Genomic DNA, 19597 nt, shown 5'->3' on the forward strand with positions numbered 1-19597 from the left:
GGCTCACTCCTACACAAAGGCCTTGTGTCTCAAACGAACAAGAAGGGCAATCGACATGGCGACGTGTGGCGAAGTACTGGTCAAGTTACTCGAGGATTACGGGGTCGAGCAGGTGTTCGGCATTCCCGGGGTGCACACCGTGGAACTGTATCGCGGGCTGGCCCGTTCGAGCATCAACCACGTCACTCCACGGCATGAACAGGGCGCCGGTTTCATGGCTGACGGCTATGCGCGCACCAGCGGCAAACCGGGTGTGTGCTTCATTATTACCGGCCCAGGCATGACCAACATCACCACCGCGATGGGCCAGGCCTACGCCGACTCGATCCCGATGCTGGTGATCTCCAGCGTGCAGACCCGCAGCCAGTTGGGCGGCGGTCGCGGCAAGCTCCACGAGTTGCCGAACCAGAGCGCGCTGGTCGGTGGCGTCGCGGCGTTCTCCCACACCCTGATGTCGGCGGCGGAATTGCCCGGCGTGCTGGCCCGTGCTTTCGCACTGTTTCAGGCCGGGCGTCCGCGTCCGGTGCACATCGAGATTCCGCTGGATGTTTTGGTAGAAGAGGCTGATGAGCTGCTCGCCAGCGTTCCGGTGCACATCGACCGCGCCGGGGCTGCACCGGCTGCCGTACGGCGCATGACTGAGTTGCTGGCCGGCGCTCGGCGTCCGCTGATTCTCGCCGGTGGCGGTGCCATCGATGCCGCCGCCGAACTGACTGAGCTGGCCGAGCTGCTCGACGCCCCGGTGGCGCTGACCATCAACGCCAAAGGCATGTTGCCCTCCAGCCATCCGCTGCTGATCGGCTCGACGCAAAGCCTGGTCGCCACTCGCGCACTGGTGGCCGATGCCGACGTGGTGCTGGCGATCGGTACCGAACTGGCCGAAACCGATTACGACGTGACCTTCGCCGGCGGCTTTGAAATCCCCGGCAAGTTGCTGCGCATCGACATCGACGCCGACCAGACCGTGCGCAACTATCCGCCGCACGTGGCCTTGGTCGCCGACTCGCGCAACGCCGCACAAGCGCTGCTCGGCGCACTGTCGCAGCAGGCGCTGGCCGAGCGGCGCAACGATTGGGGTCAGGTGCGGGCAGCACGTCTGCGCGATGAGCTGGCCGCGAACTGGGACGTGCCAACCCTGGCCCAGACCCGTTTTCTGGAAACCGTACTGCACGAGTTGCCGGACGCAGTATTCGTCGGCGATTCCACACAACCGGTTTACACCGGCAACCTCACCTTCAACCCGGAGCGACCACGGCGCTGGTTCAACTCGTCCACTGGTTACGGCACCCTCGGTTACGCCCTGCCGGCGGCGATTGGCGCGTGGCTCGGCGGTAGCGTCGAGGACGGTGCTCGTCCGCCAGTGGTGTGCCTGATCGGCGACGGTGGCTTGCAGTTCACCCTGCCGGAACTGGCCAGCGCGGTTGAAGCGCGTACGCCGGTGATCATCCTGCTGTGGAATAACCAAGGCTACGAAGAGATCAAAAAATACATGGTCAACCGCGCCATCGAACCGGTCGGCGTCGATATCTACACCCCGGATTTCATCGGCGTGGCCAAGGCCCTGGGCTGCGCCGCCGAAGCGATCAGTTCGGTTGAACAGCTGCGCGGCGCGCTGCGTGCCGCCACCGATCGTCAGGGCCCGACCGTGATCGAAATCGACCAGAGCCAATGGATGCAGGCGGTGGCCCAATGATCAATTTCCCAACCACACTCGATGGCCTGTACATCAACGGTCAATGGTCGGCCGGGCGTGAACACCTGCGGGTGATCAATCCGGCCACCGAAGCACTGCTGACCACGGTCAATGGCGGCGATGAAAGCGCGGTCGATCTGGCCGTCAGCGCGGCCACTGAAGCGTTCAAGCGCTGGTCGAAAACCAGCGGTGCCGAGCGCGGTGCGATCCTGCGCAACATCGCCAATGGCGTGCGCAACGGCCGCGATCATCTGATGAAGCTGCAGTCGAGCAACAACGGCAAACCGCAATTCGAAGCGGCGATCGACGTCGATGATGTGATCGCCACGTTCGAGTATTACGCCGAATTGGCCGAAGGCCTCGACGCACAACTCGACAGCAACGTGGCGCTGCCCAGCGATGACTTCAGCGCGCGTCTGCGTCGTGAACCGTGCGGTGTGGTCGGGCTGATCGTGCCGTGGAATTTCCCGATGGTCACCACCGCGTGGAAACTTGCGCCTGCCTTGGCCGCCGGTTGCTGCGTGGTGCTCAAGCCGTCGGAAGTCACGCCGCTGCCGGAGCTGGAACTGGCGGCGATCATTGCCGAGTCCGGCTTGCCCGACGGTGTGTTCAACCTGGTCTGCGGCACCGGTCTGGCGGTCGGTGCGCCGCTGTCGGCGGACCCGCGCATCGCCAAGATTTCCTTCACCGGCAGCAACGCCGTCGGTGTGCAAGTAATGCAGCGTGCCGCCGAAACGGTGAAGGGCGTGAGCCTGGAACTGGGTGGCAAATCTTCGTTGCTGGTGCTCGAAGACGCCGATCTGGAACTGGCGGTGGAACTGGCTTGCGGCGGCGGTTTCTTCAACGCCGGGCAAATGTGTTCGGCCACCAGCCGGGTGCTGGTCGCCGATGAGCTGGCCGATGAGTTTCTTGAGCGTCTGCAAAAGCGCGCACAAGCGATTCGCGTGGCCGATCCGTTCGACCCGGACGTGGAGATGGGCGCGCTGGTCAATCAGGCGCAATACCAGCGCGTGCTCGGCCACATCGACCGCGGTTTGAGTGCCGGGGCGAAGCTGGTGTGCGGCGGTAATCGTCCGGCGGATCTGCCACGCGGCTATTTTTTGCAGCCGACAGTGTTCACCGACGTGCCCCTCGACAGTGCGTTGTGGTGTGAAGAGATTTTCGGCCCGGTGCTCTGCGTGCGCAGTTTCAGCAGCGAAGCCGAGGCGATTGCCCTGGCCAACGACAGCCAGTTCGGGCTGGTCGCCAGTGTGGTGACGCGTAACGCCGAGACTGCCGACCGCGTCGCCAACGCCCTGCAGGCGGGGCTTGTATGGCTCAACGCGCCGCAAGTGATCTTCCCGCAGACGGCGTGGGGCGGTTACAAGCAGAGCAGCATCGGTCGTGAATTGGGGCCGTGGGGCCTGGCCGCGTTTCAGGAAATCAAACACGTGATCCGGGCGCTTTGAACGCCCGAAAAAGGTGAGCGCATGCCTCGCAACGAGGCATGCGTCGGTGTCATGGCTTCGATGAGTTTTTATCGATAGTCAGGTGTATTGCACGACCTCAGGATGAACCCGTCGGCAGCGCTGCAGGCCTTTTAATACAAGGCCTGCAGCGGATCCGGCCGCGCGGATGCAACGGTTGCGACCAACCTCATACTTAAAAGAACAAAGGGAGTCCGTCATGGGCGAGCACGATCTGAACAGGCGTCAATTCATTAAAACCGTGGGCGTCGCCTCGGTAGCGGCGGCGGCCCTGAGCATGCCCTTCATCCGGGCCAGCGCCAGCGCCAGCGACACGCGGTTCGCCGGCAAGACCCTGCGTTTGCTGACCTGGTCGGATGATACCGGCCTCGCCGCACTGCGCAACATTGCCGCCACCTTCGAGGCCAAGACCGGCGCCAAGGTCATCGCCGACCGCACCGGCAGCACCTCGGAAATGGTCGCCAAACTCAAGGCCGGCGGTGATCGTCCGCAGTACGACATCATCACCCTGGCCGGGGTCGGCGCCGAAGGTCTGGCCGCCGCCGGGCTGCTGGAAAAACCCGACCTGAACCGGATTCCCAACCTGATCGATGTACCGGAAAAATACCGCACCGGCGCCAACGGGCACGGCATCGGTTACCTGCTGTGGTGCAACAGTCTGGTCTACAGCACTCGCACCCTCAAACAGGCACCGGACAGTTATGCCGCGCTGTGGGATGCCGATCTGGCGCCGAACATTTTCCTGCCGCCGCCGAACTGGACCGAGGCGATGGACCTGATCATCATCGCCGCGAAACTGGCCGGCGGTGACGAACACAACATCGAGCCGGGCTTCAAGAAACTCGCAGAGCTGAAAGATCGCGTGGTCACCCTCGGCGAGAACCCGAACCAGATCGCCGAACTGTTCCGCACCGGGTCGTTGGACATGGGTGGGCTGTACGCCCCGGCATTCTTCCCCAAGCAGATCCGCGATCCGAACTACGGCCTCGGTGCCACATTCGGCATGAAGGAAGGTTTCTACACCGACCTGATGCTCTCGGTGATGCCGAAGAACCGTCCGGGCGACACCGACCTGGCCTACGCCTTCATCGACCACTCTCTCGACCCGCTGGTGCAGGGCAAGATGGCCGAAGACATCTTCAACGGCCCGGTCAACGCCAAGGCGATCATCTCCGCGGAAGCGCGCAAGAGCCCGTACATCCTCACGCCGGAGCAGATTGCCGAGAAGGCGATCATGCACGACAACGCCTTCCTGGCGACCGTGCATGACCAATGGATTCGTCGCTATACGGAAATTTTTTCTTCCTGACGCCGGCCTCCCGAACACCACGGGCCCCCTGTGGGAGCGAGTCCTGTGGTGAGGGGATTTATCCCCGATGGGCAGCGTAGCTGCCCCAAGATCAGCAAATACGGTGCATCAAATGTACCGCGCACGATGGTTTTGCGACTGCTTCGCAGCCGGTCGGGGATAAATCCCCTCACCACAAAAAATGACTCCCACAGGAGATTGAGGTGTTTGCGAGATTAGCTTTCCATTGACGAGATCATTGCTATGGAACATCAATCCCTGACCCAACCGGTCGGTGCCGCCGCCGTGCGCCCGGCGCGCGGTATTTCGCCGACCGCCCGGGCGTGGTTTTTCCTCACGCCGTCGATGCTGTTTCTCGGTGTGCTGATCGCCGCCAGCCTGCTGGTGCTGCGCATGAGCGTCGGCACTAAAGGCGCGGAATGGAGCGGGTTCAGCCTCGCCAGCTACGCGCAATTGCTCGAACCCTACTATCTGAAATCGCTGCTGCTGACCCTGCGTCTGGCGCTGATCAGTGCAGTGATCGCGGTGCTGCTGGCGATCCCGGTGGCGTACACCATGTCACGGCTGACCTCGCCGTTCGTGCGGCGGATCTTCCTTGCCGCAGTGTTGCTGCCGCTGCTGGTCAACCTGCTGCTGCAAAGCTACGGCTGGCTGGTGATTCTCGGCCCGGGCGGGATGCTCAACCAGACGCTGATGGGCCTGGGCCTGATCAAGCGCCCGATCATGCTGCTGTACAACCAGAACGGCGTGCTGATGGGCCTGGTGCAGACCGCGTTCCCATTGGCCGTGCTGCCGATTGCCAGCGCCATGCGTGGTGTTGCGCGTACCTACGAAGAGGCGGCGGCGACACTGGGTGCCAGCCGTTTTCAGGTGTTCCGTCAGGTGGTGTTGCCGATGAGTCTGCCGGGGATCATCACCGGGGCGACGCTGGTGTTCGCCTACAACGCCAGCAGTTTTGTCGTGCCGTTGCTGCTCGGTGGCCGCCGTGTGCCGATGCTCGCGGTGATGGTGCATGACCAGATCGCGCCGCTGATGAACTGGCCCGCGGCATCGGCGGCCGGGGTGGTGCTGATCGTCACCACGCTGGCGATCATGACCCTGTCTGAATACATCACCGGCCGTCGTCGGCGTCTGCTGGAGGCTTCGCAATGAGTACCCTGACCAACAAGCGCATGGCGCTGCTGCCTGGCGACACCGGCAAGTTCGCCGGGATCCTCTCCGGGTTCATTCTGCTGCTGGCGGTGTTGCCGATCCTGACCATGATCGTCATGTCGTTCAGCGGTGCGTCGAACCTCGACTTCCCGCCGAGCAGCTACAGCCTGCAATGGTACAAGGCGGCCTGGCACACCTTCGTCTCGCCAGACGCCAGCGACGTGCTGAGTCTCGGTCAGGCCATGGCTACCAGCCTGCTGGTGTCGTGCCTGACCATGGTTTTCGCCACGCTGATCGCGGTGCCTGCCGCCTATGCGCTGACCCGTTGCGAGTTCCGTGGCAAAGCCGTGGCGCTGCAACTGATGTCGCTGCCGCTGGTGTTTCCGATGGTGGTGTTGGGACTGGCGTTGCTGCTGGTGTTCGACAGCCTGCCGTTCCACCTGACCACTTCGCGGCTAGTGATTGCCCACGTGATTCTGGCGCTGCCGTTCGTGGTGAAAAACTGCACCGCCGCCATGCTCTCCATCGGCAGCGAAGTCGAAGAGGCGGCGCGGATGCTCGGCGCTTCACCGCTGCGGGCGATTGTCGACGTGGTGGTGCCGTTGATGAAGTCGGGGATTCTGGCGGGGATGCTGCTGGCGTTCATCGTCTCGTTCAACGAATTCACCGTGACCTATTTCCTCTACACCATCGACGTCATGACCGTGCCGATCTGGATGTACAGCCGCACCGTGTCATCGCTCGACCCTACCGTGTTCTCGTTTGCCGTGCTGATCGTACTGATCGACTTCGTCCTGATCTGGGCGCTGGAGAAGCTGGTGGGCGAGGGCGGCGTTTCCTTTTGATTTGAGGTGCAACATGACTGGTCTGATTCTGGAAAACGTCGAGAAATTCTACGGCTCGGCTTGCGCGGTACAGGACGTCAATCTGCATTTGCCGGAAGGCCAACTGGTGTGTTTTCTCGGCCCCTCGGGCTGCGGCAAAACCACCTTGCTGCGGATGATCGCCGGGCTGGAAACCCTGACCGGCGGCGAGATTCGCCTGGATGGCGAGAACATCGGCCACACCCCGGCGCACCTGCGCAACTTCGGCATGGTGTTCCAGTCGCTGGCGCTGTTCCCGCACATGACCGTCGGCGAGAACATCGCCTACCCGCTGAAACTGCGCGGCGTGAGCAAGGCCGAGCAGCAGGCGCGGGTGGTGGAATTGCTGGAGTTGATCCAGTTGCAGGCGATGATCGACCGACCGGTGGCGAAACTCTCCGGCGGGCAACGGCAGCGGGTGGCGATTGCCCGGGCCATCGCCTCGCGGCCGAAAATCCTCCTGCTCGACGAACCGTTGTCGGCGCTGGACGCCAAGCTGCGCGAGTCGATGCAGGTGGAAATACGTCAGCTGCAACAGCGTTTGAACATCACCACGATCATGGTCACCCACGACCAGCGCGAAGCCATGACCATGGCCGACATCGTCGTGGTGCTGGGCGAGCACAAGGTGCAGCAGGTGGGCACGCCGATCGAAATCTACCGGCACCCGGCCAACGAGTTCGTCGCCGACTTCATCGGTTCGGGCAACATTTTTCCGGCCACGGCGCTGGGTGACGGCAAGGTCAGTTTGCCGGGCGGTGATGCGCTGCAAGTGCCGATCTGCAGCAGCATCGAAGCGGGGCAGAAGGTGAAGATGCTGATTCGTCCGGAGGATCTGCAACTGTCCGCGCCACAAGCCACGGCGGGCAATCGCTTGCTCGGCAAGGTGACGTTCGTGCGCGATATCGGCGCGACCATCGAGACCACGGTGGAGTGTTCCGGGGTGACGTTCACCGCGTTGAGTACGCCGTGTCAGGGGATCGGTTTGGGGATCGGGCATCCGGTGTCGGTGACGTTGCCGAGCGAGGCGTGTCGGGTGTTGGGGGCTTGATCCGGATTTGATGTTGGCTTTGCCGACGCCATCGCGAGCAGGCTCACTCCTACAGGGGAACGCATTCCAACTGTAGGAGTGAGCCTGCTCGCGATAGGGCCATAAGCCTCACCGCAGATGCCGGATCAGACCGACTGCCGCAACCGCGCCAGATCCCTTAACGGCGGTGCACCAAACAAGCGGCTGTACTCGCGGCTGAACTGTGACGGGCTTTCATAGCCCACGCGATAGCCCGCCGCCGACGCTTCCAGCCCTTCGGCCAGCATCAGGCGCCGCGCTTCCTGCAGGCGCAATTGCTTCTGGTACTGCAACGGACTCATCGCCGTCATCGCCTTGAAACGGTGATGCAAGGTCGAGACGCTGAGGTTCACCTCTTTCGCCAGATCATCGATGCGCAGCGGCTGTTCGAAGTTGCCGTTGAGCCATTTGATCGCCTGGCTGATGCGGTGGCTCTGGCTGTTGGCAATCGCGATTTCATACAAGCGATGGCCCTGCGGACTGCGCAGCAGGCGATAAAGAATCTCCCGGCGAATCAGTGGCGCGAGCATGGCGATGTCTTTCGGCGCATCCAGCAGTCGCGCCAGACGCAACACCGCGTCGAGCATCGCGCTGTCGATCTTTTCCACATACAGGCCGCGCCCGGTCGGTCGGGTCGGCACGCCCATGGGGCCGGCGTCGGCGATCAGTGCGGTGATTTCCGCGGGGTCGATGTCCAGGCGCACGGCGAGAATCGGATCCTCCGGCGAGACATTCACCACCCGTCCGCTGAGCGGCATGGAGACCGAGACCACCAGGTAATTCAGCGGGTCGTAATTGAAGAACTCATCCGCCAGGCGCACCTCTTTGCGGCCCTGAGCCATGATGCACAGCGCCGGTTGCGCAAGTACCGGGGCGAAGTCGTGGGACTGGGTATGGCGCGACATGAACAGCGAGCCGATGGCGGTCTGATAACTGCCGTCGTCCGTGGTGTTGCGGCGGATGATCGCCGCGAGTTCTGCACGCTGTTTTTCCATGTCGGCATCGGGCGGAGACTGGAAACGATCGAATGACGTCATGCACGGCATCCTCGGCAAGGAATCTGGAATGGGGCAGAGCATATGTTTGTGCAAGCGCCAGCGGTAGACACATCCTGTCAAATGCTTGCCTGATTCTGCATTGCATTGCCGGCGTGCCCAGTCATAGCAGGATGCAGGGCGGAAAACTTGCTTGAAACGCCGTATGACAGTGGTGTGACGCTGTTTTGCAGGTTGTTACGAGCTTTGTGTGCAGTCTCGCAGGATTGTGCAACGCAGCGGCAGGAATCGACTAACGGCACCTTGCGCCCGGCCCTTAACCTTGGATCCTGTCGCAGCCCGTCCCCCGGCTGCCACGCGACTCCCTGGGAGGGTTGAACATGTCCAAGCAGATTCCCGTCAGTCATATGGCCTTCGTTCGAGCGCGCGCCGGACGCTCCGCCGAACTGGGTGTACGCCTCAGTGCCTTGATCGAACCGTCACGCAACGCCCCCGGTTGCCTGAACTTTGCCCTGCAGCATTCGCAATGCGATCCGGACCTGTGGCTGGTTTCCGGTTTCTGGAGCCATCAACAGGCGATGACCGCGTATTTCAACAGCCCGTCGATGCAGATCTTTGCCGAATTGGTTCAGGATCTGGTGGTCAACAGCCTGGATTTCCACACCTTCAAAGAAGTGTCGGCGGCGCAGGCGCTCGGACAATGCCCGGCACCGATACACAAACTCGCCGGTTGAGGGTTTAATGTCCGGCTTATTCATCTGAGCCAGGATGTGTGCCATGGCACGTAAAGAGTTTGAACACTTCGAAGCAGTCTCCGCAGTCGTCCCCGTCGAGTTGGGCGGCAACAAGGGTTACCACGCGGCAATCGCGGTCAAGGCCCTGGTCGATGGCGGTGCGCCACGCTTTCACAAACTGCTGGGTGATCAGGTGTTCCCCGGCGCCATCGCTGCCGATGAGGCTGCCATCAATGAGCTGGACCGCCTCAAGGGCGTCACTGATGACGCCGAGCTGATCTGGTAACTGCGCTTACTTGCCCGCCCCCGGGCGCCACATCTTGAACAGGGCTTCAGGCCCCAACTGGAAATAATCCGCCGGCCCGCCGCCGCGCAGAATCGGTTCTGCCGCGGCGGTGTCGTAGATCCCGTCCTTCAACAGCCATTTGGCGATATGCACGGCGACCACTTCGCCGAGAATCAGCCAGCTCGGCACCGTTTCGCCATCGGCGCGCTGCAACTGAATGATCTGTGTGACCTTGCACTCAAAGGACACCGGGCTTTCGGCTACCCGTGGCACCGCAATCACCTTCGACGCCACGGGCGTCAGCCCGGCCAATTCAAACTCGTTGACCTCAGGCGCGACCATCGTGCAGCTCTGATTCATCTGCTCGGCCAACGGGCGGGTGGCGAGGTTCCAGGCGAACTCGCCGGTCTGCTCGATGTTGTTCAGGCTGTCTTTGCGCCCGATGCTGGAAAAACCAATGATCGGCGGAATGTAGTTGAACGCGTTGAAGAAGCTGTAAGGCGCAAGATTCAGCTGGCCGTCGGCATCCTGCGAAGAAATCCAGCCGATGGGACGCGGGCCGACGATGGCGTTGAACGGATCGTGAGGCAGACCGTGGCCGTTGGCGGGTTCGTAGAAGTGGATGTCATCGGACATGGCTGGGGGTTCCTGGAGGGCGTTTGTAGAAGGCAATAGTGCAAGTCTGAAACAGCATTTTCCAGTCACACAAAGATATTCCAGTTGATGCAATCCCCTTTGTGGCAGCGGGGTTGCTCGCGAATGCAATCTTTCAGTTGCCACAGTGGTTGACTGACCCGGCGCTTTCGCGAGCAAGCCCGCTCCCACAGGGGATATTTGCCATGCCCCAGAAATGACTAAGCCCGGCCGAAGCCGGGCTGTGCGCTTTACAACTGCAATCAGCTGATCGAAGCGGATTGGGTGCGGTCGTAGCCGTCAGCGGCGAAGGCAGCCGAACCGGTGCGGTCGTAGCCGTCTTCAGCAAAGGTCGCCGAACCGGTGCGGTCGTAGCCATCCTCGGCGACGGTTGCCGAGCCAGTGCGGTCGTAACCATCGGCAGCGACGGCCGAGCCAGTGCGGTCATAACCATCGGCAGCGACAGTTGCCGAGCCAGTGCGGTCGTAACCATCGGCAGCGACGGCCGAGCCAGTGCGGTCGTAACCATCGGCAGCGACGGCCGAGCCAGTGCGGTCGTAACCATCGGCAGCGACAGCCGAGCCAGTGCGATCAAAACCGTCGGCAGCAAAGGTGTTGGTGGCCATTACGGACAAGGCGAAAGCGAGGATCAGTTTGGTTTTCATGTGAGTGACTCCAGATTCGTTGGCGGGTGTGTCTTGCATGGGTTTAATGCTACGCCAACTAAATTGATAAAAAAGCGCAAATAAATGCTAAAAACAATCGATTAACTTGATATTAAGGACGACGCATTGAATGGGCTTCCACTGTCGGGAGCGAACGCCGCGCGGGTCATCGATCAGGTAGTGGCAGGATGCCGGGGCAGCATTAATGGGGGATTAATCGCTGTTTTTCGCGATATGACGGATTTTTCATCTGTTGCCGACCGGTTTTTCACCGGTGCGACGCCAGTCTGCCCACGGCCAGAAAACCAAGAACCGGCCGTCCCACACTGGAGCTTTGCCTGCGATGAACAAACTGCCTCAAATCACCCTGGCGTTCTGGGTCATGAAAATCTGCGCGACGACCCTGGGGGAAACCGCGGGGGACTTGCTGTCGATGACCCTCAACGTCGGGTACGCCCTCAGCTCGCTGATCCTGATCAGCGTGTTCGTGCTGACGCTGATCAGCCAACTGATGGCCAAGACCTACAAGCCGCTGCTGTACTGGATCGTGATTCTGTCGACCAGCACCGCCGGCACCACCATGTCCGACTTCATGGACCGCACCCTTGAACTGGGCTACGCCACCGGGTCGATGATCCTGATTGCGATTCTGTTGGCGATCTTCACGGCCTGGCGCTTGAGCGGCGACTCGTTGAACGTCAGCAAGGTGCAGACCTTCCGTGGCGAGATGTTCTACTGGATGGCGATTCTGTTTTCCAACACCCTGGGCACTGCGCTCGGCGATTACCTGGCCGATGATTCGGGCCTGGGTTTTGCCGGTGGCGCGCTGCTGATCGGCTCGACCATTGCCGTGGTCGTGGCGCTCAAATACTTCACGAAGATTTCGTCGGTGCTGTTGTTCTGGGTGGCGTTCGTGCTGACCCGGCCGTTCGGTGCGACCCTGGGTGACCTGATGACCAAGTCCCATGAAAAGGGTGGCCTGGACTTCGGCACCATCGGCTCGTCGGCGGTGCTGGCGGGGATTCTGCTGGTGATGATTGTCGGCGCGTCGTATGCGCAGAAGCGTTATGGCAAGCCGCCGGTAGTTGCTGAATTGTCCTGATACCGAGTCGCCCCAATCGCGAGCAGGCTCACTCCTACAAAGGGCGGCGTACACCAATCAATGTAGGAGTGAGCCTGCTCGCGATGAGGCCATAACAGCCACCATCACAATGGCTGAACTGACTCATTCCTCAGTCAGTCACGATCCGCGAGTGTTTCTGCGTGTCTTTCATGGTGATGTACACCAGCAGCGACACCGCGATGCACGCGGTCACGTACCAGTAGTAACCGGTTTCCATGCCGATGCTCTTGAACCACAGCGCGATGTATTCGGCGGTACCACCGAAGATCGACACGGTCAGTGCGTACGGCAGACCGACGCCCAGCGCGCGGATTTCGGTCGGGAACAGTTCGGCTTTCACCACGGCGTTGATCGAGGTGTAGCCGCTGACGATGATCAGTGCCGCCATGATCAGGAAGAACGCGCCCCACCAGGTCTGGATGGTGTGCAGGGTCATCAGGATCGGCACGGTGAAGATCGTCCCGAGTACGCCGAAAGCGATCAGGATCGGACGCCGCCCGATCTTGTCCGACAGGCCACCGATGATCGGTTGCAGGCACATGAACAGGAACAGCGTGGCGGCAGAAATGGTGGTCGAGTCGGAGATGCTCATGCCGACGGTATTCACCAGGTATTTCTGCATGTAGGTGGTGTAGGTGTAGAACGCCAGCGTGCCGCCCATGGTCAGGCCGACCACGGTCAGCAGTTCTTTCGGGTGGCGCATCAAGGTGCGCATCGCGCTTTCCTTGGACTTCTCTTTCTTGGTGAACGACTCGGTCTCTTCCATGCCGCGACGCAGGTACAACGCAACGATCGCGCACAGTGCGCCGATGGCGAACGGAATACGCCAGCCCCACGCGTACAGCTGTTCAGTGGTCAGCATGTTCTGCAGCACGATCAGCACGCCTAGCGCGATGAGCTGGCCGGAGATCAGGGTCACGTACTGGAAGCTGGAGAAGAAGCCGCGACGTTCCTTGGTCGCCATCTCTGACAGGTAGGTGGCCGAGGTGCCGTACTCGCCGCCGACTGACAGGCCTTGCAGCAAGCGCGCGAAGACCAGCAGGATCGGCGCGCCGATGCCGATGGTCTCGTAGTTCGGGCTGAGGGCGATCAGCAAGGAGCCGAAGCACATCAGGTAGACCGAGGCCATCAAGGCTTTCTTGCGACCGACCTTGTCGGCGTACAGGCCCATCAGCCAGCCACCGATCGGACGCATCAGGAAGCCCACGGCGAAGATCGCGGCGGTGTTCATCAGTTGCGCGGTGGTGGAGCCGGCGGGGAAGAAGGTCTTGGCGAAGTACAGCGAGAAAGCGGCGTAGACGTACCAGTCGTACCACTCGACCATGTTGCCGACCGAGCCGCTGAAGATCGATTTGATCCGGCTGGCGGTGGTTCTTTCTTTGGCGGGCGCGGCAGCCGACCCAAGGGGCAGGGCGTTGGAGTTATCCATTGAAGGATCCTTCGTTTAATTGTTTTTGTGGAGCGCGTTGGAACGCAGCCTGTCTGGGCTATAGCAGGAGCTGTGCCAACGGGGGGAGGGCCGGTTTAGAGGGGGCGGCAGGATTTTATGAGCGGAAATCCGCTTATGGCTGGATTGTGGTGAGCGGAAAATTGCTCATTCAGGCGGATGGATAAATGTTGCCTTTGCGGGCCTCTTCGCGGGCAAGCCCGCTCCCACAGTGGTCGGTGGTGTTCACACATTTTGTGTTCAGCACAAAACCCTGTGGGAGCGTGGCTTGCCCGCGAAGAGGCCCGATCAAACACTGCAAAACTCAGCTGCCCGGAACAAACATCTCCCGGCTCAACCCATGCCGCTGCAGCTTTTCATTGAAGGTCCGGCGCGGCAGTTGCAACTCTTCCAGCACCGCTTTCACATCGCCCTTGTGCCGGGTCAGCGCCGCGCGCAGGCATTGCGCTTCAAAGGCTTCCTGCTGAGCGGCGAGGGACTGGCCCGGATCGATGCCCTGCACCGGCTCATCCAGCCCCAGCACCTGGCGCTCGGCGACATTCGCCAGTTCCCGCACGTTGCCCGGCCAGTCGTGGCTGAGCAGGTGACTCAATTGCGCCCCGCTCAACGGCGGGAAAGTGCGGCCCAGACGCTGGGCAGCGCTGAAGGCGAACGATTCGAACAGCAGCGGAATGTCTTCGCGACGATCGCGCAACGGCGGCAGGCGCAGCTCGGCGACGTTCAGGCGATACGCCAGGTCTTCGCGAAAACGTCCGGCCCGGGCCTCATCCAGCAGATCAGGTTTGGTCGCGGCGACGATCCGCAGATCGACACGAATGCTCTGGTTCGAACCGAGGCGCTCCAGCTTCTGCTCCTGCAACACCCGCAGCAATTTCACTTGCTGAGCCAGCGGCATGCTTTCGATTCATCGAGGAACAACGTGCCGCCATCGGCGTATTCCAGCTTGCCGATGCGCTTGCCGGAGGCCCCGGTGAACGCACCACTTTCATGGCCAAACAATTCCGCTTCGAACAACTGCTCGGGGATCGCCGCACAGTTCAGCGCCACGAAAGGCTTGTCCGTGCGCGGGCCGAAATCATGCAGGCAGCGGGCGATCAGTTCCTTGCCGCTGCCGGTTTCACCGCGGATCAACACGTTGACCGGTAGCGCCGCCAGATCCAGCACCTGTCGACGCAAAGTCTGCATGCCACGGGACACGCCGAGCAGCGTCGCATCGAGTCTGGCGCGGTGGTCGGCCTGCTCGTGCAGGGCGCGGTTTTCCAGGACCAGCCGCCGCTTGTCGAGCGCCCGGCGCAGGCTGCCGAGCAGGGTTTCCGGGCTGAACGGTTTTTCGAGGAAGTCGTAGGCGCCGTCACGCATGGCTTCGACCGCCATCGGCACATCGCCGTGACCGGTCAGTAGAATCACCGGCAGATCGGCATCACGTTTCTGCACTTCGGCGAGCAACTGCAGACCACTGAGCCCGGGCATGCGCACATCGCTGAGGATCACCCCGGGAAAGTGCGCCGGCAGCGCGGCGAGGCAATCTTCGGCGCGGCTGAACAGCTGCACCGCGAACCCCGACAGGCTCAGCCATTGCTCGACGGCGCTGCGAATGCTGCTCTCGTCATCGACCACCATCACCGAGTTGAGCATCATATGTGTGCCTCCAGATCGATCGGCAGGGTCAGGCTGAACACCGCGCCGGCCTCGCCATTTTCAACGCTCAGACGCCCGCCGGATTCATGCACGATGGCAAAGGATACCGCCAGCCCCAGGCCCAGACCGTCGCCCACCGGTTTGGTGGTGAAGAACGGGTCAAACACCTGGTTCAGGTGCTGTTCGGCAATCCCGCCGCCATTGTCGATCACGCTCAGGCGCCACAGTTGTTCGTCCACCTCCAGGCGAATTTCCAGGCGCTTGCACGGTTTGCCCTGCATTGCATCGAGGGCATTGCGCAGCAGATTGATCAGCACCTGTTCGAGGCGTATTGCATCACCACGCACCCAGGCCGGACGCGTCAGGTGCAGCACCAGGCTGACCTGTTCGTCGCGTAGGCGCGCATCGAGCAGTTGCAGCGACTGATCGACCACGGTCGCCAGATCCAGCCGTTCGCGCAGGCCGCTGGGGCTCTTGCGGGCGAAGGTTTTCAGGTGACCGGTGAGCGATGCCATGCGCGTGAGCATGTCGTCCACCGGTTTGAGCGCCTTGTACGCATCATCGACGCGGCCATGTTCGAGCAGCAGGCGCAGCGTCGCCAACTGCATGCGTTGCGCGGTCAGCGGTTGATTGATCTCGTGGGCCAGTGCGGCGGACATTTGCCCCAGCGCCGCGAGCTTGGCCGATTGCACCAGACCGTCCTGCGCGGTGCGCAGATCGCGGGTGCGTTCTTCGACCAGTTGTTCGAGTTCTTCGCGGTTGCGCTGACGGACTTTCGACAGGCGCCAGCGCTGATTGAGGAACAGCAGCAAAAACACCAGCGCCAGCCATACACCTGCGGCGGCCAGCCCGGCGTTGCGTAAGTCTTCGAAAGCCACTTGCGGGCGGCGCAACAGGTGCAGGGTCCAGCCTTCGGTGGCCAGCGGCAGCGATTCCCACAAGTAGTCCGCCGTTCCGTCCGGGCCTTCGACCCGGCGCAGGTCACTGTTGTCGTCGAAGTGACGCAGCGACAAATGCGTCAGCGGGATCAGCGATTGTTTGTCGTACTGGCGCGTGCGCTTGATCTCGTCCATGTCGCGGCTGTCCAGCGGCCGCAACGAGCGATAGCGCCAGCCGGGCTGGTTGGCGATGAAGATGATCCCGCGTGCATCGCTGACCAGCAGCGTGTCGCTGCCCTGGCTCCATTCGCGCTCAAGCTCGGGGAACTCCAGCTTGACCACCATCGCGCCAAGGAACTCGGCATTGTCGCCGAGCACCGCGCTGGACAGAAAATAGCCGGGGATGCCGCTGGTCACGCCCACCGCATAAAAGCGTCCGCTGCCCTGCGTGCGGGTCTGGCTGAAGTACGGCCGGAATCCGTAGTTGTGGCCGACGTAACTGCTCGGCAGGCGCCAGTTGCTGGCGGCCACCGCGAGGCCAGTGTGATCGAGCAGTTCAAGGGTCGAGGACTGCGCCGCGCCGTTGATCTGCTCCAGCTTCAGATTCAGCGCGTTCTGTTGTTCAGCACCCACCGGCCCGGCCAGCGCGCTGCGCAATTGCGGGTCCAGCGCCAGCACGGCGGGCAGGGCGCGATAGCGGTCGATCAGGGTGTGCAGCGAGTTGGCATACAGCGCCAATTGCTGGCTGGCGCGGGTGGCGTCTTCCTCCAGCGCCTGACGTTCGGCGTGGCGGATGGCAAGGGTCGCAGCGATGGCCGCGCCGGCAATGATCAGCAGGGTGTACAACGACAAACGCAGGGTACGGGAAGTCGGCAGCATGCTGGGCTAATGGATAAGGGGACGGGCGGGCACGATAGCATGCGCCGAAGTGGCTCGGCGCACTGTTCGGACGGCCTTTGACGTCACACGTACGTTTCGCCGGCAGACACCCGCTGAATGTATTTCGTCCGGGGCTTGGGGATGGGTTTAAGCCTTGAATTCTCAGTGACTTTGCTCTGCAGTTGTTGCAGGCGATTGTTCACGTCTGCGCCGATGTCGGGGGCGTCATCCATGACCGCTTGTGCCGTCTCCAGCACCTTGCTGATGGCGTCGAACGGGTCGAGTCCGCTTCTTATGAGTTTGATGACCTCGCGTTGTTTGTCAAGGGCAAGGGTCTCCAACTGGTTGTGGAACAGCGCCAGTGTCCGCTTGTGATATGCGTTGAGGATATTGGTCATGTTTTTGATGCTTTCCACCACCTCCGTGCCGCCATTTAGCAGATCAGTGGTGCTATCAACCACGCGGGTGACGGTATCACCGAGGGTTTGCAGGCCATTCTTGAGTTCCTGGGTGCGCAGCGTTTGCGCGAGTTTCAAGCCTTTCTTGAAAAAGTAATAGCGCAGCAACGGGAAAACGACCATGCCCGCCAGCGTCCCCACACCACTGCCGATGGCATTGCCAACTCCTGGTAGCGCCGTGCCTATAAGTCCACCGATGGCGAGCCCTTTCCCCGCACCGTAAAGAGCCGATTTGATGCCCTGCCGGGACTTGAGAAATTTGCCGAACGTCATGGTTTTGCGCAGGTCTTCGATGTCTGCGCCTTCGGGGATCAAATCGTCGAACTCGCGACTCAGGTTGTGTAATTGATCGGCCGCTGTTTCGGCTTTGTCGAGCAGGCCGACCGCTCGTTTGGCCAGATCGAAAATAACCTTGTAGGTGCCCGTCCGGTCGACATGGATCGCCGGGTTGTTGCCGACAAAAGCGTACAGGTTCAGTCCGTCCACGTCCCGGGCCGGATCAGCACTGATCCAGCGTTGCAGCCATGGCGCGTAATACCGCGCGCCGTAGTAGTACAAACCGCTGGCATCCATTTCCTTGCCCGAGTAACGGATCGTTTTGTAATCCGCTTCCACGGCTGAGCGGGCTGCCCACCAGGCCGTGCCGCCGAAGGCGTAATAATGCTCCAGGCTGATCACGCCAGCGTGGCGGTCCAGTTCCAGCGAGCAGGATCCGAGGTGTTCGTCGAGGCTGAAGCGCAGTTGATCGGCTTCGATATCCGCCGGTTGACCGCTGAGCCAATGCAGGCAACGCGCGCCGGGCAGCACGATGACATGCAGTTGCTGGCCGTCGCTGCGGCTGTGGATTTCCAGCCCTGGCAGGTAACGTACCTCGCGGCGATCGGTGATCGACGGCGTATGCCTCAGCGTGCATTTGTAAACGCGCTGACCCTGGCTGTAGCGATAGATTTCATCGTCGTCGGGCAGGCCGTTGCTGTGTTGCAGCAGGGTGACGCGGGCCAGTTGATCGTAACTGTCCCACGCCAGAGGCAGGCCGCCGTGCTGCAGTTTCAGCTGGTTGCCGTGGCGGTCAAAGTAGTCGCCGAACACCGGTTCGGGGTCAGCGGGTTGGCAGCGCAGCCCCCGATTGCTGTCAGGGGCGATTTTCATCTGTTGCGTGAAGTTGTGGCCCTTGCGCACATGCACCAGTTCAACGAGGTTATTTCCCGCGTCGTAGTGATATTGCTCGCTGTAGTTGAAACGCCGCCCCGGGTCGATGGGCTCAATCGGTTGCGGCAAACCTGGCGACTGTTGCGGGATCTGGCCTTCGAAGCCGCGACTTTCGCTCAGCCGATACAGTGAGTCGTAGACAAAATGACGATCACCATCGACGCGCTGATTGGCGAAATACACCGTGGCCAGGGTGCGATCCTCGATACGCAGGACATTGCCGACCGGGTCATAGGTGTAGTGTAAGTCCTGCAGCGGTTTTTCCTGATCCTTGCAGGCCAGCTGATTCAGCAGGCGACCGTCAGCGGGATCGTACACGCGGCGGCTGCGCACACCATTGCCGGCCCGTTGTTCGAGCAGTTGGCCGGAGGCGTTGTACGTGGCAGCGTCGACCACCGGTTGTGCCGCGTCAGCCCCGGCTATCCACAGCGATACCTGATGTAACTGGCCGGCGACATCGTAGCTCGAGCGTTGCCGGTGACCACCGGCGTCGGTGACTTGCACCACATTGCCGTGCGCGTCGAAATCCGTACGAGTGATGAAAGCCGCCGTCTCGCCAGACAGCGTACGGGTTTCACTCACTGCCTTGCCCTGCAGGCTGTAGCCGTCGACCACCACCGTGGCGCCCGGGTCGGCGCTTTCGCTCAGTTCACCGCGCAGGTTATGCCCGGGGTCGGCATTGTGGTCGGCATAGGTGTAGCGCTCGACATCGACTTGCGCATTTTCATCGACGGCGATCAACCGCATCATCGGATCGTAGCGATTGCGCCATTGCTTGCCGCGCTGGTCGTGGCGTTGCAACACCTCACCGGCCAGACCGGGCAGGTTTACGCGCCAGCCGGAATCGACGCTGTCGATTTTCAGGGGGTCGCCGTCCAGACGGTAAGCCGTGGTCAGGCAGGGCACGGGGAGGCGCGGGTCCCATTGTTCGATCAGGCGGCCGTTGGAGTCGTGGCGTTGACGGTTGATCTGGCATTCGACTTCGGCGCCCACCACCGCCCGCAGATAAGCCACGTTTCTGACCGGCAGCCCTCTGGGATCGTGAGCCGACAGAGCAGGAGTACGCCAATGCACTGAAGGATTCATGCCCGCACTTCCGT

At 61.7% G+C, this 19597-nt stretch carries 15 protein-coding genes and 1 pseudogene; 9 read left to right on the forward strand and 7 right to left on the reverse strand.

The window, feature by feature from the left end; translation table 11 throughout:
• Window positions 1-55 precede the first annotated feature (55 nt).
• From J1G18_RS12360 to J1G18_RS12385, 6 genes are all read left to right on the forward strand, one after another.
• Complete coding sequence (locus J1G18_RS12360; protein WP_223007766.1) at window positions 56-1693, forward strand: 5-guanidino-2-oxopentanoate decarboxylase; 1638 nt, start codon at window positions 56-58, stop codon at window positions 1691-1693.
• On the forward strand, window positions 1690-3141 hold the full coding sequence (locus tag J1G18_RS12365) for an aldehyde dehydrogenase family protein (protein ID WP_223007767.1): 1452 nt from the start codon (window positions 1690-1692) through the stop codon (window positions 3139-3141). The genes J1G18_RS12360 and J1G18_RS12365 overlap by 4 nt, the downstream gene beginning before the upstream one ends.
• Before the next feature lie 217 nt (window positions 3142-3358).
• Window positions 3359-4468, forward strand: a complete 1110-nt coding sequence (locus J1G18_RS12370) for an ABC transporter substrate-binding protein (RefSeq protein ID WP_223007768.1) — start codon at window positions 3359-3361, stop codon at window positions 4466-4468.
• 243 nt (window positions 4469-4711) lie between these two features.
• Window positions 4712-5620: an ABC transporter permease gene (locus J1G18_RS12375; RefSeq protein WP_223007769.1), complete on the forward strand. Its 909-nt coding sequence runs from the start codon at window positions 4712-4714 to the stop codon at window positions 5618-5620.
• The gene (locus J1G18_RS12380) at window positions 5617-6465 is read left to right on the forward strand and encodes an ABC transporter permease (protein WP_096795112.1); all 849 of its coding nucleotides are present in this window, start codon (window positions 5617-5619) and stop codon (window positions 6463-6465) included. Before J1G18_RS12375 ends, J1G18_RS12380 begins: the two co-directional genes overlap by 4 nt.
• A gap of 13 nt (window positions 6466-6478) precedes the next feature.
• Window positions 6479-7534 carry an ABC transporter ATP-binding protein gene (locus J1G18_RS12385; RefSeq protein WP_096795111.1) on the forward strand — a complete coding sequence of 352 codons (1056 nt, stop codon included), beginning with the start codon at window positions 6479-6481 and terminating at the stop codon, window positions 7532-7534.
• A gap of 125 nt (window positions 7535-7659) precedes the next feature.
• Here J1G18_RS12385 and J1G18_RS12390 read toward each other — a convergent pair whose 3' ends face one another.
• Window positions 7660-8589, reverse strand: a complete 930-nt coding sequence (locus tag J1G18_RS12390) for an AraC family transcriptional regulator (RefSeq protein WP_027612494.1) — start codon at window positions 8587-8589, stop codon at window positions 7660-7662.
• 338 nt (window positions 8590-8927) lie between these two features.
• Between J1G18_RS12390 and J1G18_RS12395 the strand changes: the two genes are divergently transcribed.
• Both J1G18_RS12395 and J1G18_RS12400 read left to right on the forward strand, forming a co-directional pair.
• Window positions 8928-9281: an antibiotic biosynthesis monooxygenase family protein gene (locus J1G18_RS12395; protein ID WP_095136993.1), complete on the forward strand. Its 354-nt coding sequence runs from the start codon at window positions 8928-8930 to the stop codon at window positions 9279-9281.
• Between the two features lie 43 nt (window positions 9282-9324).
• Entirely contained in the window at window positions 9325-9567 is a 243-nt protein-coding gene (locus J1G18_RS12400) for a hypothetical protein (RefSeq protein ID WP_007965872.1), read from the forward strand.
• A gap of 6 nt (window positions 9568-9573) precedes the next feature.
• On the opposite strand, the gene J1G18_RS12405 is transcribed toward J1G18_RS12400, so the two are convergent.
• Together J1G18_RS12405 and J1G18_RS12410 are read right to left on the reverse strand one after the other, a co-directional pair.
• Complete coding sequence (locus tag J1G18_RS12405) at window positions 9574-10203, reverse strand: flavin reductase family protein (RefSeq protein ID WP_223007770.1); 630 nt, start codon at window positions 10201-10203, stop codon at window positions 9574-9576.
• A gap of 260 nt (window positions 10204-10463) precedes the next feature.
• The gene (locus J1G18_RS12410) at window positions 10464-10865 is read right to left on the reverse strand and encodes a heme utilization protein (RefSeq protein WP_223007771.1); all 402 of its coding nucleotides are present in this window, start codon (window positions 10863-10865) and stop codon (window positions 10464-10466) included.
• 343 nt (window positions 10866-11208) lie between these two features.
• Between J1G18_RS12410 and J1G18_RS12415 the strand changes: the two genes are divergently transcribed.
• Window positions 11209-11967: a hypothetical protein gene (locus J1G18_RS12415; RefSeq protein WP_223007772.1), complete on the forward strand. Its 759-nt coding sequence runs from the start codon at window positions 11209-11211 to the stop codon at window positions 11965-11967.
• Between the two features lie 130 nt (window positions 11968-12097).
• On the opposite strand, the gene J1G18_RS12420 is transcribed toward J1G18_RS12415, so the two are convergent.
• From J1G18_RS12420 to J1G18_RS12435, 4 genes and pseudogenes are all read right to left on the reverse strand, one after another.
• Window positions 12098-13417: an MFS transporter gene (locus tag J1G18_RS12420; RefSeq protein ID WP_098965312.1), complete on the reverse strand. Its 1320-nt coding sequence runs from the start codon at window positions 13415-13417 to the stop codon at window positions 12098-12100.
• Window positions 13418-13739: 322 nt separating this feature from the next.
• A pseudogene (locus J1G18_RS12425) lies at window positions 13740-15070 on the reverse strand (sigma-54-dependent transcriptional regulator).
• On the reverse strand, window positions 15070-16830 hold the full coding sequence (locus J1G18_RS12430) for an ATP-binding protein (protein ID WP_223007773.1): 1761 nt from the start codon (window positions 16828-16830) through the stop codon (window positions 15070-15072). The pseudogene J1G18_RS12425 and the gene J1G18_RS12430 overlap by 1 nt, the downstream one beginning before the upstream one ends.
• Window positions 16831-16913: 83 nt before the next feature.
• Entirely contained in the window at window positions 16914-19583 is a 2670-nt protein-coding gene (locus tag J1G18_RS12435; protein WP_223007774.1) for an RHS repeat-associated core domain-containing protein, read from the reverse strand.
• Window positions 19584-19597 lie beyond the last annotated feature (14 nt).

The organism is Pseudomonas sp. MIS38, assembly GCF_019891575.1.
GTDB classification, from domain to species: domain Bacteria; phylum Pseudomonadota; class Gammaproteobacteria; order Pseudomonadales; family Pseudomonadaceae; genus Aquipseudomonas; species Aquipseudomonas putida_A.